Source organism: Actinomadura bangladeshensis, from assembly GCF_004348335.1.
Lineage (GTDB): Bacteria > Actinomycetota > Actinomycetes > Streptosporangiales > Streptosporangiaceae > Spirillospora > Spirillospora bangladeshensis.
In genome coordinates this window covers 38,037-54,376 of the sequence record NZ_SMJW01000018.1, presented here as the reverse complement: position 1 = coordinate 54,376, position 16,340 = coordinate 38,037, and the positions used below count along the sequence as shown (strand labels likewise).

Below are 16,340 nucleotides of genomic sequence, written 5' to 3'. Positions count from 1 at the left end.
CCCGCCCCCCGCCCCGGAGACGAAGGACGGCGCTGTGAGCCTTCTCCATGGACCGTCCCGGCCCGCCGGCGCGCTGGCGCGGCTGCGCCGCCCCGCGCACCGGCCCGCCGCGGGGGAGGCGGCCGGCGGCGGCCGGCCCGGCGGGCGGCCCCGGGCGGTCCGCGAGCTGCTGCTGGTCACCGCGCTGTTCCTGGTCTACAAGTTCGGGCGGCTGCTGGCGAGCGGGCGGGTCGCGGAGGCGTTCGACAACGCCCACCGCGTCTGGCACCTGGAGCGCGTCCTGGACCTGCCGAGCGAGACCGGCGTCCAGCAGGAGCTGCTGCAGAGCCAGTTCCTGGTGCAGGCGGCCAACTGCTACTACGCCTACGTGCACTTCCCGGCGGCGATCGCGTTCCTGCTGTGGATCTACCTGCGGCGGCCGGTCCACTACCGGTGGGTCCGCCGGGTCATGGTGGCGCTGACCGGCATCGCGCTCGTCCTGCACCTGCTCGTGCCGCTGGCCCCGCCGCGCATGCTGCCGCACACCGGGCTGATCGACACCGCCGCGCGGTTCGGCCCCGCCGTGTACGGGCCGCCGCAGGCCGACACGGTCGCCAACCAGTACGCGGCCATGCCGTCGCTGCACATCGGCTGGGCGGCGGTCATCGCGCTCGGCCTGATCATCACCTCCCGGACGCGCTGGCGCTGGCTGTGGCTGCTGCACCCGGTCCTGACGATCGCGGTCGTGGTGAGCACCGCCAACCACTACTGGCTGGACGGGATCGTCGTGCTCGCCCTGCTGGCGGTGAGCGTCCTGCTGCTGCGCCCGCCCCCTGCGCAGCGGCCGGTCCGGGCACCGGGCTAGCCGGCCGGCTCCGCGCCCAGCGTCTCCAGCAGCTCCGTCACCGGCTGCAGCTTCTCGTACAGCAGCAGGACGGGCTCGCCGGGCGCGGCGAGGTCCAGCGCCGACGTCAGCGCCCCCTTCAGGTCCCCGGCCGGATGGTGGGACGCCTCCGGGCGGCCCTCCCGCAGCCCCTGGACGATCAGCCGGGTCATCTCGCCCGACCGGCGGCCGCGCAGGTCCTCGTCCTCGTAGACGACGACCCGGCCGAACGTCGCGGCGAGCGCCCGCGCCGTCTCGCCGACCAGCTCGTCGGACCGGTCGCCCGGCAGCGTCACCGCGGCGACGCCCCCGGCGCCCCAGCGCCGCTCGACGAACGCGCCGATCGCCGCGACCGCGGCCGGGTTGTGCGCGTAGTCGACCAGGACCGGGTTGTCGCCGACCTGGTACACGCAGCCCCGGCCCGGGTTGCGGGTGTGCGGGTCGAACGAGCGCAGCGCCCGCGCCAGCACGTCCACCGGGACGCCGAGGGCGCGGGCGGCGGCGCACGCGGCCAGCGCGTTCGCGACGACGTGCCCGGCGTGCCCGCCGAACGCGCCCGCCACCTCCCCGGCCGGCAGGATCCGGGTGCGGCGGTCGCCGCGCGCCTCGGTCAGCCAGCCGTCGGCCAGGTAGTAGCCGAGGCCGCCGCCGCGCAGGTGCGCCACGAGGACGGGCGCGTCCGGCGACAGCGAGAACAAGCGCAGCACCGGGTCGCGGCGCCGCACGGCGGGGCGCTCGGCGAGGCTCGCCGACGGCTCGTCCTCGGCGTTCAGCACCACGTGCCCGCCGCGCCTGATCTCCTCGGCGACCAGCGCCTTGATGTCGAGCAGGTCGTCCAGCGACTCGGTGTCGTCCACGCCGAGGTGGTCGCGGGTGACGTTGGTGACGACCGCGACGTCGGCGCGCTCGTAGCCGAGGCCGCGCCGGACGATCCCGCCCCGCGCGGTCTCCAGCACGGCGGCCTCCACCGACCGGTCGCCGAGCACCATCTCCGCCGAGCGCGGCCCGGACGCGTCCGACAGGTGGACGAGCCGCCCGCCCACGTGCACGCCCTCGGTGCTGGTCATGCCGGTCCGCCGGCCGTCCAGCTCCAGCATGTGCGCGATCATCCGGACGGTCGTCGTCTTGCCGTTGGTGCCGGTCACCGACACGATCGGGATCCGCGACGGCGTCCCCGCCGGGTACATCAGGTCGAGGACGTCGCCGGCGACGTCGCGGCCCGCCCCCTCGTGCGGCGCCAGGTGCATGCGCAGGCCCGGTGCGGCGTTGACCTCCAGGATCCCGGCCGCGCCGCGCTCGGCGGGCGGCGGCGAGCCGATGTCGGGCAGCCGCAGGTCGATGCCGCACACGTCCATCCCGACGGCCGCGGCGGCGCGCACGCACAGGGCCGCGAGGTCGGGGTGCACGTCGCCGGTCACGTCCCGGCTGGCGCCGCCGGTGGACAGGTTCGCGTTGCGGCGCAGCCACACCCGCTCACCGTCGCCGGGCACCGTCTCGGGGCCGTGCCCCTGCCGCGCCAGCAGCGCCAGTTCCGTGGGGCCGAGCACCAGCCGGGTCAGCGGCCGGTCGTGGCCCTCGCCGCGCGCCGGGTCGGCGTTGACCCGCTCCACCAGCGCCGCGACCGTCGCCGCCCCGTCGCCGGTCAGGCAGGCGGCGGTCAGCTCGGCCGCCGCCACGACCCGGCCGCCGACCACCAGGACCCGGTAGTCCTTGCCGGGGATGTAGGACTCGACGAGGACCTCGCCCTCCTCCCCGGCCGCCGCCGTGAACGCGGCCAGCACCTCCGGCGGCTCGGTCAGCTCGATGTGGACGTTCTCGCCCTGGTGCCCGGCGAGCGGCTTGACGACGACCGGCCCGCCGATGTCGCGCAGCGCCTCCAGCGCCTCCGCCGGCGACGCCGCGACCCGCCCCTCGGGGACGGGGACGCCCGCGTCGGCGAGCACCCGGTGCGCGAGCCGCTTGTCGCCCGCGACCTCCATCCCGATCGCGGAGGTGGCGTCGGTCATCGCCGCCCACACCGTCCGCCGGTACCGCCCGTACCCGAGCCGGAGCAGGTTGAGGCCGCCGACGCGGCGGACCGGCACCCCCCGCTCCCGCGCCGCGCGCGCCAGCGCCGCCGTGCTCACCCCGAGCCGCTCGCCCTCGTGCGCGGCCGCGACCTCGGCGAGCTCGGCGGAGGTGTCGGGCACCGCCCCGGTGAGCGCGCCCGTCACGATCCGCACGGCGAGCGCGATCAGCCGCTCCACCACCGGGCTGTCCGGCGGCTCGTCCCGCGGGCATTCGAGGATCACGTCGTAGTCGCCGGGCCCGCCCGCCCGGACGGTCCGCCCGAAGAACACCTCGCGGCCGATCAGCCCGGACAACTGCAGCGTGACGTGCTCGGTGACATGGCCGAAATAGGTGCCGCGCGCCATCGCCTCCAGCAGCCCGCCGGGGCGGCCCGCCGAGCAGTGGTGCTCGGCCAGGCCCGGCAGCGCCTCCACCAGCCGCTCGGCGAAACCGGGATGGTCGGTCGTCTCGTGCCCGGCCAGCGCCTGCAGGTCGAGGCGGGCGATCGCGACGGGACGGGACAGGTAGACGTTGGGGCCGCTCAGGCGGCGCACGTGGTCGAGCCGCACGGCTACTCCTCCCCGTCCGGGCCGCGCATGTCGCCGATCGCGGGCAGCTTGTCGTTCATCTGGAACGTGCAGCCGGCCGGCAGCAGGTGCAGCGACACGTCGAACATCGCCATCGGCTCGTCGTCGGAGGCGGCGTAGGCGATGGTGGACTGCCCGGCGTCCACGACCGTGACCACGCCCGTCCCGACGACCTGGAACTGGCCGTCGCCGACGACGATCGCCGTGTCCTCGTCTATCCCGACGCCCAGCAGGCGGGTGTCCAGCGCTATGCCGCTCATCAGCCGCGGCAGCCGGCCGCGCTCGTTGAAATGCATGTCGATCAGCACGTTGTCGAGCAGGCCGAGCCCGGGGCCGACCTTCACGCTGGACGCGGCGACCTCGTGGCCGTGCCCGCCCAGGATCATCCAGTGGCCCATCGCGGTCGCGCCCGCGCTCGTCCCGGCGATGACGAGGCCCTCCTGGTCCAGCCGCCGCTTCAGCAACTCGTTGGTCTTCGAGCCCACCAGGGTCCGGATCCGCGACTGGTCGCCGCCGCTGAACAGCACGCCCGTCGCCGCGTCCAGCGCGCGCAGCGTCGCCGGGTCGTCGGCCGCGGCCCGGCCGAGCAGCCGCAGCTCCCGGACCGACGGCACGCCGAGCCGCCCGAACACCGCCGTGTACTCGTCGGCGACCTCCTCGGGCACCTCCGTCGCCGTCGTCACGACCACGATCCGCGCGTCCTCGGCCCCGGCCAGCTCGACGAACGTCTCCAGCGGCCCCGACCCGCAGGTCCGGTTCTCCGCCCCACCGATGATCAGCAGCCGGCCCTTGCGTCCGGCACCCCCATGTTTGTCCTTCACACCAGCTGACTACCCTTCGTCACGCCGGGTAGTCGCGCGATCGCGGGGAGCCCCGGCCGGCCCGGCCGCGGCGCTGTGCCATGCTGTGCGGATGAGCGGCAGCCCCGTTCCCCCGGACGTTCCCGCCCGGTCCCCGGCCGGGCCGGCGGCCGCGCTCGCCGCCGCGTCCGCGCACTACCTGCGCGGGGAGCCGATCGACATGTCGGCGCTGGCCGCCGAGCTCGGGGTCGGGCGCGCGACGCTCTACCGGTGGGTCGGCAGCCGCGAGCAGCTCCTCGGGTCGGTGCTCGCGGAGATGACCGAGCGCACCTACCAGGTCGCGGTGCGCGGCGTGGGCGGCGCCGGTGCGGCGCGGATCCTCGCCGTCCTGGAGCGCTTCATGCGCGCGGTCGTGGAGGCGGCGCCGCTGAAGGCGTTCACCGAGCGCGAGCCCCGGCTGTTCATCCGGCTGGCCACCATGCCCGGCACCATCGAGGACCGCGCGACCGAGCTGCTGGCCCGCGAGCTGCAGGCGGAGATCGACCGCGGCGCGCTGCGCGTCCCGCTGCCGACCCGCACGCTCGCGCAGGCGATCGTCCGGGTCGCCGACTCCTTCATGTACGCCCACTACCTGGGCGGGAACCGGCCGGAGATCGACCAGGCCCTGGAGGTCGTCGAGCTGCTGCTGCGCCCGTGCGCGCCGGGCGCGCCGGACGGCGGCCGGGAATCTTCGGGCCCCGCCGGACGCTGAATCTTTGACGGGGGATGACCGCTTTGTGGCGTCCGCCCGCCATGAGAGGCTAAGTCATTGGACGCATCGTCGAAAGAGGGACGGCCGGGCCGTGAGTGACATCCCCCGCCGCGCGGTGACGCGCACCGCGAAGCTGGCGAGCCTCCCGCTGGGGTTCGCCGGCCGCACCGCCCTCGGGCTCGGCAAGCGGACCCTCGGCCGCCCCGCCGAGGCCGTCGCGCTGGAGGTCCAGCGCCGCACCGCCGAGCAGCTGTTCGCCGTGCTCGGCGAGCTGAAGGGCGGCGCGATGAAGGTCGGCCAGCTGCTGTCGATCTTCGAGGCCGGGCTGCCCGAGGAGATCGCGGGCCCGTTCCGCGCCAGCCTCACCCGCCTGCAGGAGGCGGCGCCCCCGATGCCCGCCGCCACGACGCACAGGGTCCTCGCCGAGGGCCTCGGCGAGGACTGGCGCGACCACTTCGCCGAGTTCGACGACCGGCCGGCCGCCGCCGCCTCCATCGGGCAGGTCCACAAGGCCGTCTGGCACGACGGCCGCGCGGTCGCGGTGAAGGTCCAGTACCCCGGCGCCGCGCAGGCGCTGATGAGCGACTTCAACCAGATCTCCCGGCTCAGCCGGCTCTTCACCCCGCTGTTCCCCGGCGTCGAGGTCAAGCCGGTCATCGCCGACCTCAAGCGGCGCCTGGAGAAGGAGCTGGACTACGCCGACGAGGCTCGCGCGCAGACCGCCTTCCACGACGCCTACGCCGGCGACCCCGACTTCGCCGTGCCCGCCGTCGTCGCCCAGTCCGGCGACGTGCTGGTCACCGAGTGGCTGGACGGCACCCCGCTCGCCAGGGTCATCGCCGAGGGCGGCCAGGAGACCCGCGACCGCGCCGGCCTGCTGCTGTTCCGCTTCCTGCTGTCCGGCCCGGCCCGCTGCGAGATGATCCACATCGACCCGCACCCCGGCAACTTCCGGCTGCTGGACGACGGTCGCCTCGGCGTCCTGGACTTCGGCGGCGCCGCCCGCGTCCCGGCGGAGCTGCAGTGGTCGATCGGGCGCCTGCTGCGCATCGGCACCCTCGGCGACCCCGACGAGATCGTCGACGCCCTCTGCGACGAGGGCTTCCTCGTCCCCGAGGCCGAGGTCGACCCCGAGGAGATCGCCGACCTTGTCGCCCCGCACGCCGCGCCGTTCGCGGTGGAGCGCTTCCGCTACTCCCGCGAGTGGCTGCGCGAGCAGACCGCCCGCGGCCTCGGCCTCGCCTCCGACATGCGCCCCGGCGCCCTGGCCCGCGCGTTCCGGCTGCCGCCGCAGTACCTCGCCGTCAGCCGCGCCCTGTCCGGCTGCGGCGGCGTCCTCTGCCAGCTGGAGGCCGAGGGCGCCTTCCGCGCCGAGGCCGAACGCTGGCTCCCCGGCTTCGCCGACGACGACGAGGACCCCGAGGACCTGCCCGACCAGTCCCAGGCCACCGCCTGACCCGCGCCGCCTGACCCGCGCCGCCTAACGCCCGAGGGCGGCGGCCTCCTCCTGCTCCACCTGGAGGTTCCACTCCCGCTTGCCGGACCGCCAGCCGTCCTCGTCGCGGCCGAGGCGCCAGTAGCCGGAGATCGACAGCTGCTCCAGCGGCAGGCCGCGCTCGACGCGCAGGTGCCGGCGCAGCGCCTTGACGAAGGCCGCCTCGCCGTGGACGAAGGCGTGCACCTCGCCGCCGGGGAAGTCGAGCCGCTGGACGGCCTCGACCAGCAGGTCGCCGACCCGGCCGCCGCCGCGGTGCAGCCAGACGATCTCGGCGCCGTCCGGCGCCTGGAGCTTCTGCTCCTCCTCGGGCCCGGCGACCTCGATGAAGACGCGGGCGGGGACGCCGTCCGGGACGCGCTCCAGGGAGGCGGCGATGGCGGGGATCGCGCTCTCGTCGCCGGCCAGCAGGTGCCAGCCGGCATCGGCGCGCGGCGCGTAGGCGCCGCCGGGGCCGTTGAAGAGGATCTCGTCGCCGGGGCGTGCGCTCGCCGCCCAGGGCCCGGCGAGGCCCTTGTCGCCGTGGTGGACGAAGTCGATCGTCAGCTCGCGCGCCTCCGCGTCCCACGCGCGGACGGTGTAGGTGCGGGTGCTGGGCCACTGGTCGCGCGGCAGCTCGGCGCGCACCCGCTCCATGTCGAACGGCTCGGGGTAGGCGACTCCGGGCCGCGGGAACAGCAGCTTCACGTAGTGGTCGGTGAACTCGCCCGCGCCGAACTCCGCGAGCCCGGCGCCGCCGAGGACCACGCGGATCATGTGCGGGGTGAGGCGCTCGGTGCGCAGCACCGTCCCCCGGTGGAGCCTGCGTCCCCTGCGCGCCGGTTCCGTCGCCATGCGTCCTCCGATGATCGGGATCACGGTACTTAGGTAACCCTAACCCGCTGGGATGGCCGGTTTGTTCCAGGACCTCGATCGCGGCCCGGCGCCGGGTTACCGTCTGGGGGGCGGCCCGGCGACGCGAACGGTGATGAGATTGGCACTCAGCACGCGGACCATGACGGACGAGCAGCGAAAGTCGGTGGCGCTGGAGTACCTCAAGGGATTCGACAACGGCGGCGTCACCTCCGACGGCGCGCCCCTGCTGGACCTGTTCGCGAGCGACGCGCAGGTGTACTTCCCGAAGTGGGGGCTCGCCACCGGCACCGAGGAGATCGGCCGGCTGTTCGCCGACGTCGGCGCGACGATCAAGGCGATCCGGCACCACTACGCCTCGTTCAACTGGATCTTCTCGGGCGGCGACACGGTGGTCTGCGAGGGCACCAGCCACGGGGAGCACCGGGACGGGCCGTGGCGGGCGGGCGTGCCCGAGTGGGGCGCCGGCCGGTGGTGCGACGTGTTCGAGATCCGCGACTGGCGGATCCAGCGCGTGTTCATCTACCTGGACCCCGACTACGCCGGCGCCGACACCGCCCGCTACCCCTGGCTCGCCGGCGAGTGAGCGGTACCCGCGCGGACCGGGCCGGACGGCCCTCCGAGCAGGGGCATCTGCGGTACGTTCGGGGGACCTCGCGACCCCCCACAGCCGCCCCCGTGCCGGAGGAACGATGTCCGTGCTCGCCCCGTTGCTCGCCGCCGTCGCCGACGGCTCGGTGGAGATCGTCGACCTGACCGCCCCGCTGTCGGAGCGGACGCCGATCCTCCAGCTGCCCGAGCCGTTCGCCAACACCGCGCCGTTCCGGCTCACGGAGATCAGCCGGTACGACGACCGCGGCCCGGCCTGGTACTGGAACGACATCGAGACCGGCGAGCACGTCGGCACCCACTTCGACGCGCCCGTGCACTGGGCCACCGGCCGCGGCGGCGAGGACGTCGCGCAGGTCCCGCCCGGCCGCCTGGTCGCCCCCGCCGTGGTGCTGGACGCCTCCGAGCACGCCGCCGGCGACCCCGACTTCCTGCTGGAGATCGAGCACGTCCGCGACTGGGAGAAGGCGAACGGCCCGCTCCCGGACGGCGGCTGGCTGCTCTACCGGACGGGCTGGGACGCCCGGTCCGGCGACCAGGCCGCCTTCCTCAACGCCGACGAGAACGGCTCCCACACGCCGGGCATCTCCGCCGAGTGCGCCCGGTGGCTCGCCGAGGAGACCCCCGTCCTCGGCCTCGGCACCGAGACCGTCGGCACCGACGCGGGCGGCGCGCACGCGTTCGACCCGCCGTTCCCCTGCCACTCCTACTTCCTCGGCGCGGGCAAGTACGGCCTCACCCAGCTGCAGAACCTGGAGCGGCTGCCCGCCCGCGGCGCCGTGCTGGTGGCGGCGCCGCTGCCGATCGTCGGCGGGTCCGGCAGCCCCGCCCGCGTGCTCGCGCTGATCGAGCGATGAACGTCGCGGAGGCCGTGGGGCGGGCGCTCGCGCGGCTCGGCGCCGACACCGTCTTCGGGGTCGTCGGCAGCGGCAACTTCCACGTCACGAACGCGCTGATCGCGCACGGCGCCCGGTTCGTCGCCGCCCGGCACGAGGGCGGCGCCGCGACGATGGCGGACGCCTACGCGCGGGTGAGCGGCGGCCTCGGCGTCGTCACCGTCCACCAGGGCCCCGGCCTGACCAACGCCGTGACCGGCATGGCCGAGGCCGCCAAGAGCGGCACGCCGCTGCTGGTCGTGGCCGGCGAGACGGCCGCCGCCGCGGTCCGCTCCAACTTCCGGATCGACCAGGCGGCGATCGCCGCGGCCGTCGGCGCCGTCCCCGAGCGGGTCCACTCGCCGCAGACCGCGCTCGACGACGTCGCGCGCGCCTGCCGGACCGCGGTCGCCGAGCGCCGCACCGTGCTGCTCGGCCTGCCGCTGGACGTGCAGGGCGCCGCGTTCCCGGACGAGGAGTCGCGCCGGTCCGCCGCGCGGCCCGCCGGCCACCAGCCGCGGCCCGCCCGGGTGCCGCCGCTGCCGGTGCCGCCGCCGGTCGCGGTGGCCCGGCTCGCCGACGCGCTGCAGGCCGCGCGGCGCCCGGTGTTCGTCGCCGGCCGCGGCGCCCGGCTGTCGGGCGCCCGCGAGCCGCTCGCCGGCCTGGCCGAGCGCTGCGGCGCGCTGCCCGCGACGTCCGCGGTCGCGCGCGGCCTGTTCGCCGGCGACCCGTTCGCGCTGGACGTCAGCGGAGGTTTCGCGACGCCCGCCGCCGCGGAGCTCATCCGCGGCGCCGACCTGATCGTGGCCTGGGGCTGCTCGCTGACCATGTGGACGACCCGGCACGGCGCCCTCATCGGCCCGGACGCGAAGGTCGTGCAGGTCGACGTCGACGCCCGCGCCCTCGGCGCGCACCGCCCGGTCGACCTCGGCCTGATCGGCGACGCCGCCGAGACCGCGCGGGCCGTGCTCGCCGAGCTGGAGTCGCGCGGCCACCGCTCCACCGGCCACCGGACGCCCGAGACGGCGGAGCGGCTCGCCCGCGAGGGCCGCTGGCGGGACGTCCCCTACCAGGAGTACCCGGACGCCAAGGACGACGGCGGTCCCCGCATCGACCCCCGGACGCTGACGATCGCCCTCGACGACCTGCTGCCCCGCGAGCGCACCGTCGCCGTCGACTCCGGCAACTTCATGGGCTACCCGGCGATGTTCCTGGACGTCCCCGACGGCGACGGGCTCGTGTTCACCCAGGCCTTCCAGTCGGTCGGCCTCGGCCTCGCCACCGCGATCGGCGCCGCCGTGGCCCGGCCCGACCGGCTCACGGTCGCCGCGCTCGGCGACGGCGGCGCGCTCATGTCGATCGCGGAGCTGGAGACCGCCGTCCGGCTCGGGCTCGGGCTGCTCGTGGTCGTCTACGACGACGAGGCGTACGGCGCGGAGGTGCACCACTTCGGCCCCGGCGGGCACCCGCTGGACACGGTGACGTTCCCGCCGGCGGATCTGGCCGCCATCGGCCGCGGCTTCGGCTGCGCGGCGGCGACCGTCCGGCGCCGGGAGGACCTGGCCGCGGTGGCCGACTGGCTGGCGGGGCCGCGGGACCGGCCGATGGTCGTGGACGCCAAGGTCGCGCGGGACCGGCCCGCCTGGTGGCTGGCGGAGGCATTCCGCGGTCACTGACCGTGTAGGGCGGCTCTCGCTGGGAAGCATGACGCCGTCACGATCACGCACGGGCCCGCCGGGCGGCGCGCCGGCACCGCCGCCGCGCCTCCGCCGGCCCGTCCCGCCGGACGTCCTCGCGTCCGCGGCGGTCGTGCCTTACGTCACACGTCCTGGAGGAGAGATGGCGCGATGGCCGAGGGTGCCCGAACTCGCCCGCGAGATGACCGCGGAGTTCGCCGGAACGATGATCCTGATCCTGTTCGGCATCGGCGTCGTCGCCCAGGCCGTCGCGGGCAGCGGGCTCGGCCCCGCGCAGAGCCTGGGCGGCCACGACAGCATCGCCTGGGCGTGGGGCCTCGGCGTCACGCTCGGCGTCTACGTCTCCGCCCGGATCAGCGGCGGCCACATCAACCCGGCCGTGACCGTCGCCTTCGCCGTCTTCTGGGGCTTCCCGTGGCGCAAGGTGCTGCCGTACTGCTTCGCGCAGACGCTCGGCGCCTTCGTGGCCGCGCTGATCGTCCGGTGGGACTACACCGAGATTTTGAACAAGTTCGACCCCGGCCTGACGACCAAGACGCAGTTCGTGTTCTCCACGATGCCCGGCAACGGGTCGCTGCCGATCCACACCTGGGGCGCGTTCCGCGACCAGATCATCGGCACGGCGATCCTGCTCTTCCTCGTCCTCGCGCTCATCGACCTGCGCAACGCGCCGCCGCTGGCCAACCTGGCCCCGTTCATCATCGGGCTCGTCGTGGTGGCGATCGGGATGGCGTTCGGCTCCGCCGCCGGCTACGCGATCAACCCGGCCCGCGACCTGGGGCCCCGGCTCGCCCAGTACATCACCGGATACGGGACCGCGTGGCGGGACCAGTACGGGGAGTTCTATTTCTGGGTGCCCATCGTCGCGCCCTTGATCGGCGGGATCCTCGGCGCCGGTCTCTACGTCCTGCTCATCGGCCGCAACATCCCCCGGGAGCAGGAGGTGGCCGAGACCCTCGAACCGCCGCTGAACAACGATGAGACCTGACGGGGCCCCGGCCCCGCCGGCAGAAAGGGCAGAGTAATGGCCGACTTCGTCGGAGCGCTGGACCAGGGCACGACCAGCACCCGCTTCATGATCTTCGACCACGGCGGGAACGAGGTCGCCCGCCACCAGCTGGAGCACGAGCAGATCCTGCCCCGGGCCGGCTGGGTCGAGCACGACCCGACCGAGATCTGGGAGCGGACCCGCTCGGTCGTCCAGTCCGCGCTGAACAAGGCGAACCTGCACCACGGCGACCTCGCGGCGTTCGGCATCACGAACCAGCGGGAGACGGCCGTGGTGTGGAACCGGCGCACCGGCCGCCCCTACTACAACGCGATCGTCTGGCAGGACACCCGCACCGACCGGATCGCGTCCGCGCTCGAGCGCGACGGGCGCGGCGAGACGATCCGGCACCGCGCCGGGCTGCCGCCGGCGACCTACTTCTCCGCGGGCAAGGTCCAGTGGATCCTGGAGAACGTCGACGGGGTCAGGGAGGCCGCCGAGAACGGCGACGCCGTCTTCGGGAACATGGACACCTGGGTGCTGTGGAATCTGACGGGCGGCAGGAACGGCGGCGTGCACGTCACCGACGCGACCAACGCCAGCCGCACCATGCTGATGGACCTGGAGACCCTCGACTGGGACGACCAGCTCCTGTCGTTCTTCGGCATCCCGCGGTCGATGCTGCCCGAGATCCGGCCGTCGTCCGCCCCCGACCCCTACGGGACGACCACCGCGGACGGCCCGCTCGGCGGCGAGGTGCCGCTGACCGGCATCCTCGGCGACCAGCAGGCGGCGACGGTCGGGCAGGTGTGCTTCGCGCCCGGCGAGGCCAAGAACACCTACGGCACCGGCAACTTCCTCCTGCTCAACACGGGCGAGGAGCTCGTCCGGTCCAAGGCGGGGATGCTCACCACCGTCTGCTACAAGTTCGGCGACCAGCCGACCGTGTTCGCGCTGGAGGGCTCGATCGCGGTGACCGGGTCGGCGGTGCAGTGGCTGCGCGACCAGCTCGGCATCATCTCCGGCGCCGCGCAGAGCGAGTCGCTGGCCCGGCAGGTCGACGACAACGGCGGGGTGTACTTCGTCCCGGCGTTCTCCGGCCTGTTCGCCCCGTACTGGCGGTCGGACGCGCGCGGCGCGATCGTCGGCCTGTCCCGGTTCAACACCAACGCCCATCTGGCCCGCGCCACCCTGGAGTCGATCTGCTACCAGTCGCGCGACGTGGTCGAGGCGATGCGCGAGGACTCCGGCGTCTCCCTGGACGTGCTGAAGGTCGACGGCGGCGTCACCGCGAACGAGCTGTGCATGCAGCTGCAGGCCGACATCCTCGGCGTCCCGGTGTCGCGCCCGGTCGTCGCCGAGACCACCGCGCTCGGCGCCGCCTACGCCGCCGGCCTCGCCGTCGGGTTCTGGAACACCACCGACGAGCTCCGCCAGAACTGGAACGAGGACAGGCGCTGGCAGCCCACCTGGGACGAGGAGCGGCGCCAGGCCGGCTACGCCGGCTGGAAGAAGGCCGTGGAGCGCACCTACGGCTGGGTGGACGTCGGCTGACGGCTCGCCGCACCGGCGGTCCTTCTCATCGCGGCCGGGATGATCTAGCATCCGGCCGGTGACAGTGCGTCACCGGCCGGGGTGGGCCCCGGCCCAGCCGAGAGGAACGCCCGCATGCCCCCACGCCTCGCCGCAGCCGTCGTCGCCGCCGTCGCCGGTGCGGGGACGCTCACCGCGAGCACCGCGCAGGCCGTCCCCGTCCCGCCGAAGGCGCCGCAGCAGGGGAGGGCGGCGGTCGACTTCACCGGGATCGTCGCGCTCAGCAACTGCTCGGGGTCGCTCGTGCGGGGGCCGCGCTCGCGCGACGCCGACGCGGCGCTGGTCCTGACGAACGGGCACTGCCTGGAGTCGGGGATGCCGAAGGCGGGCGAGGTCGTCGTGGACCAGGCGTCGTCCAGGACGGTCAAGCTCCTCGACCGGACCGGCCGCGGCGACCTCGGCACGCTCCGGGCGACCCGCGTCGAGTACGCCACGATGAGCGACACCGATGTGACCGTGTACCGGCTGGACACCAGCTACGCCGCGATCCGGCGGCGGTACGGCGTCACCGCCCTGCCGCTGTCCACGGCCAGGCCGCACGACGGCACGGAGATCCGGGTCGTCTCCGGCTACTGGCGGAAGATCTACGGCTGCAAGATCGACGCGGCCGTGTACCGGCTGCGCGAGGCCGGCTGGACGTGGCAGGACTCTATCCGGTACACGCCGGAGTGCGAGACGATCCACGGCACGTCCGGCTCCCCGGTCATCGACGCCCGGACGCACCGCGTCGTCGGCGTCAACAACACCGGCAACGACGACGGCGAGCGCTGCACGCTGAACAACCCCTGCGAGGTCGGCCGCGACGGCCGGATCACCGTCCGCCGCGGCGGCCACTACGGCCAGCAGACGTACCCGCTGGCCCGCTGCCTGGGCGCCGGCAACGACGTCGTGCTGGACGGGAACTGCGCCCTGCCCCGGCCGTGACGGCCGCCGCCGCCCGCCGTGACGGCCGCCCGCCGTGACGGTCAGCCGTCGTCCAGGGCGAGCAGCCGGTCCACCACCTCGACGAGGTCGTCGCCGGTGACGTCCGGGGGCTCGAACACCTCGCCGTAGCGGCCTTCGAGCCTGCTGACCCACCCGGTGGCGAGGCCGGCGCGCTTGGCGCCGTGGCAGTCCCAGGCGTGCGCCGCCACCAGCGCGATCCGGTCGCCGGGGACGCCGGTCACGGCGGCGGCGTGCCGGTAGACGATCGGCGGCGGCTTCCACCGGCCGACCTCCTCGACGCTGATGACCCGGTCGACGAGGCCGGTGAGCCCGGCGCGCTCCAGGAACGCCGCCGTGGTGCCTGCGGCGCCGTTGGTCAGGCACACCGCCGGGACGCCCGCGTCCGCGAGGCGCCGCAGCGCGGGCTCCGCGTCGGGGCTCGCGGGCAGCGTCGCGAAGCCGTCCATGACGTGCGCGACCGCCGCGTCGTCGGCGCGCCGGCCGGCGACGGCCCGCAGCGCGCCCTCGGCGACGGGGCGGAACGGCCGGTAGTCGCCCGCCGCCGTCAGCGCCATGCCGTCGCGCAGCGTCCGGGCGAACCAGGTCTCCAGCGCCCCGCCGGGCAGGCCGATGTCGGTGAAGCGCGGGCGCAGCGGCTCCAGCGGCATCAGCGTCTCGATCACATCGAACGCGACGAGGCGCGGGCGCCCGGTCATCCCTCCGCCAGCAGGCCCATGCGGAGGCGGTCCAGGGTGGCGCGGAGCAGGCGGGACACGTGCATCTGGGACAGGCCGATCTGCTCGGCGATCTGCGTCTGGGTCTTGTTGCCGAAGAAGCGCAGCAGCAGGATCGTCCGCTCGCGCTCGGGCAGGTCGTCGATCAGCGGGCCGAGGGCGTGGCCGTCGATGAAGGCGTCGAGCGCGGGGTCGTCGGAGCCGAGGTACTCGCCCACCGTGCCGTTCTCGCCGCTGGGCGACCCGTCCGCCGGCGCCTCCAGCGACAGCGGCCGGTAGGCGTCGCAGGCGATGATGACCTCGACGGTCTCCTCCTGGGTGATGTCCATGAGGGAGGAGATCTCCGCGGTGGTGGGGGAGCGGCCGTGCTCGCGGGTGTACTCCTGCACCGTGCGCTGCAGGATCGGCCGCAGCTCCTGGATGCGGCGCGACACCCGGATGCCCCACGTCTTGTCGCGGAAGTGCCGCTTCACCTCCCCGGTCACCACGGGGTAGGCGTAGGTCACGAAGCGGTCGCCGATGCCCGGGTCGAACCGGTTGATGGCCTTGACCAGCCCGAGATAGGCGACCTGCTGCAGGTCGTCCAGGGGTTCGCCGCGGTTGGCGTACCGGCGTGCCACACCGCGGACCAGCGGGGCGTGCATGTCGACGATGCGCGCCCGCAGCCGCTCCCTGCGGGGATCGCCCTCCGGCAGCCGGTTCATCTCCGCCAGCAGGAGCTCGGTCTGTCCGTCGTTGAACCGGGTGGTCTGCGCCGACGTCATACGGATGCTCTCCTTTGCGGACGAGGCCGGCGAGGGCAGGGGGCTATCGCTCGGTGCGCTCCCTCTACCCGCACGCGGGGCGATCACACGGCGCCGCCGAGATCGCGCGGATAGACGCACGTCAGGCGGGTAACCGGGCGGTGAGGCAGGAGGTGGGCCCGTGAGCACGATCACCGAATCGGTCAACGTCACCGTCCCGATCCGGACCGCCTACGACCAGTGGACGCGGTTCGAGACGTTCCCGAGGTTCATGGACGGCGTCGAGGAGATCCGGCAGATCGACGCCACGACCCTGCACTGGAGGACCCGGATCGCCGGCGTCACCCGCGAGTTCGACGCGCGGATCACCGAGCAGCTGCCCGACGCGCGCGTCGCCTGGAAGTCCCTGGACGGCCCGACCCATGCCGGCGTGGTGACGTTCCACCGCCTGGACGAGACCACCACCCGCGTCACCGCGCAGCTGGAGATCGACCCGGCGGGCTTCGCCGAGAAGGCCGGGGACCGCATCGGCGCCCTGACGCACCGGGTGCGCGGCGACCTGCGGCGGTTCAAGACCTTCATCGAGGCGCGCGGCGTCCAGACCGGCGTCCAGACCGGCGGCCGGCGCGGCCAGGTCGACCGCCCCGAACCCTGACGCCCCGGGCGGACGGCCTTCGGTAGACTCGGGGAGGCCCCGGCGGACGGGGACGCGGCGGTGGGGCCCGCCGTGCCCGATACGGGGTGAACCGCGGACGCAGTCCGCCGACGGTCCCTACCGGTG

At 74.7% G+C, this 16,340-nt stretch carries 15 protein-coding genes; 10 read left to right on the top strand and 5 right to left on the bottom strand.

The genetic code is table 11. The features are described 5' to 3' along the window. The coding region (locus E1284_RS06120; RefSeq protein ID WP_341770374.1) for a phosphatase PAP2 family protein at positions 1-844 on the top strand (844 nt) is incomplete at its 5' end. Here the strand turns inward: E1284_RS06120 and cphA are convergent. Both cphA and E1284_RS06110 read right to left on the bottom strand, forming a co-directional pair. Then, positions 841-3,480 carry a cyanophycin synthetase gene (gene cphA, locus E1284_RS06115; RefSeq protein WP_131937967.1) on the bottom strand — a complete coding sequence of 880 codons (2,640 nt, stop codon included), beginning with the start codon at positions 3,478-3,480 and terminating at the stop codon, positions 841-843. The genes E1284_RS06120 and cphA overlap by 4 nt on opposite strands. Positions 3,481-3,482: 2 nt before the next feature. Continuing rightward, on the bottom strand, positions 3,483-4,319 hold the full coding sequence (locus E1284_RS06110; RefSeq protein ID WP_131937965.1) for a cyanophycinase: 837 nt from the start codon (positions 4,317-4,319) through the stop codon (positions 3,483-3,485). Positions 4,320-4,410: 91 nt separating this feature from the next. Here E1284_RS06110 and E1284_RS06105 point away from each other — a divergent pair, with 91 nt between their 5' ends. Beyond that, positions 4,411-5,049 carry a QsdR family transcriptional regulator gene (locus E1284_RS06105; protein WP_165965141.1) on the top strand — a complete coding sequence of 213 codons (639 nt, stop codon included), beginning with the start codon at positions 4,411-4,413 and terminating at the stop codon, positions 5,047-5,049. Positions 5,050-5,140: 91 nt separating this feature from the next. After that, entirely contained in the window at positions 5,141-6,505 is a 1,365-nt protein-coding gene (locus tag E1284_RS06100) for an ABC1 kinase family protein (protein WP_165965140.1), read from the top strand. A gap of 24 nt (positions 6,506-6,529) precedes the next feature. Here E1284_RS06100 and E1284_RS06095 read toward each other — a convergent pair whose 3' ends face one another. Beyond that, positions 6,530-7,378: a siderophore-interacting protein gene (locus E1284_RS06095; RefSeq protein WP_131937963.1), complete on the bottom strand. Its 849-nt coding sequence runs from the start codon at positions 7,376-7,378 to the stop codon at positions 6,530-6,532. Between the two features lie 160 nt (positions 7,379-7,538). Between E1284_RS06095 and E1284_RS06090 the strand changes: the two genes are divergently transcribed. The 6 genes from E1284_RS06090 (at position 7,539) to E1284_RS06065 (ending at position 14,082) form a co-directional block, all read left to right on the top strand. Continuing rightward, the gene (locus tag E1284_RS06090) at positions 7,539-7,982 is read left to right on the top strand and encodes a nuclear transport factor 2 family protein (RefSeq protein ID WP_243714281.1); all 444 of its coding nucleotides are present in this window, start codon (positions 7,539-7,541) and stop codon (positions 7,980-7,982) included. A gap of 106 nt (positions 7,983-8,088) precedes the next feature. Further along, positions 8,089-8,862 (top strand): cyclase family protein, encoded by a 774-nt coding sequence (locus tag E1284_RS06085; RefSeq protein ID WP_131937959.1) that lies wholly within the window; start codon positions 8,089-8,091, stop codon positions 8,860-8,862. Beyond that, positions 8,859-10,556, top strand: coding sequence for a thiamine pyrophosphate-binding protein (locus tag E1284_RS06080; RefSeq protein WP_131937957.1), 1,698 nt, complete (start codon positions 8,859-8,861; stop codon positions 10,554-10,556). The genes E1284_RS06085 and E1284_RS06080 overlap by 4 nt, the downstream gene beginning before the upstream one ends. A 163-nt stretch (positions 10,557-10,719) precedes the next feature. Further along, entirely contained in the window at positions 10,720-11,565 is an 846-nt protein-coding gene (locus E1284_RS06075; RefSeq protein ID WP_131937955.1) for an MIP/aquaporin family protein, read from the top strand. A 36-nt stretch (positions 11,566-11,601) separates the two neighbouring features. Then, a complete protein-coding gene (gene glpK / locus E1284_RS06070) occupies positions 11,602-13,119 on the top strand; it encodes a glycerol kinase GlpK (protein WP_131937953.1) in 1,518 nt (505 codons plus the stop codon). Positions 13,120-13,233: 114 nt separating this feature from the next. Further along, complete coding sequence (locus tag E1284_RS06065) at positions 13,234-14,082, top strand: S1 family peptidase (protein ID WP_131937951.1); 849 nt, start codon at positions 13,234-13,236, stop codon at positions 14,080-14,082. A gap of 41 nt (positions 14,083-14,123) precedes the next feature. Here E1284_RS06065 and E1284_RS06060 read toward each other — a convergent pair whose 3' ends face one another. Both E1284_RS06060 and E1284_RS06055 read right to left on the bottom strand, forming a co-directional pair. Then, entirely contained in the window at positions 14,124-14,798 is a 675-nt protein-coding gene (locus tag E1284_RS06060; RefSeq protein WP_131937949.1) for a haloacid dehalogenase type II, read from the bottom strand. Continuing rightward, positions 14,795-15,580, bottom strand: a complete 786-nt coding sequence (locus tag E1284_RS06055; protein ID WP_131937947.1) for a SigB/SigF/SigG family RNA polymerase sigma factor — start codon at positions 15,578-15,580, stop codon at positions 14,795-14,797. Before E1284_RS06055 ends, E1284_RS06060 begins: the two co-directional genes overlap by 4 nt. A 160-nt stretch (positions 15,581-15,740) precedes the next feature. Here E1284_RS06055 and E1284_RS06050 point away from each other — a divergent pair, with 160 nt between their 5' ends. Beyond that, the gene (locus E1284_RS06050) at positions 15,741-16,214 is read left to right on the top strand and encodes an SRPBCC family protein (protein ID WP_131937945.1); all 474 of its coding nucleotides are present in this window, start codon (positions 15,741-15,743) and stop codon (positions 16,212-16,214) included. The last annotated feature ends 126 nt before the right edge of the window (positions 16,215-16,340 follow it).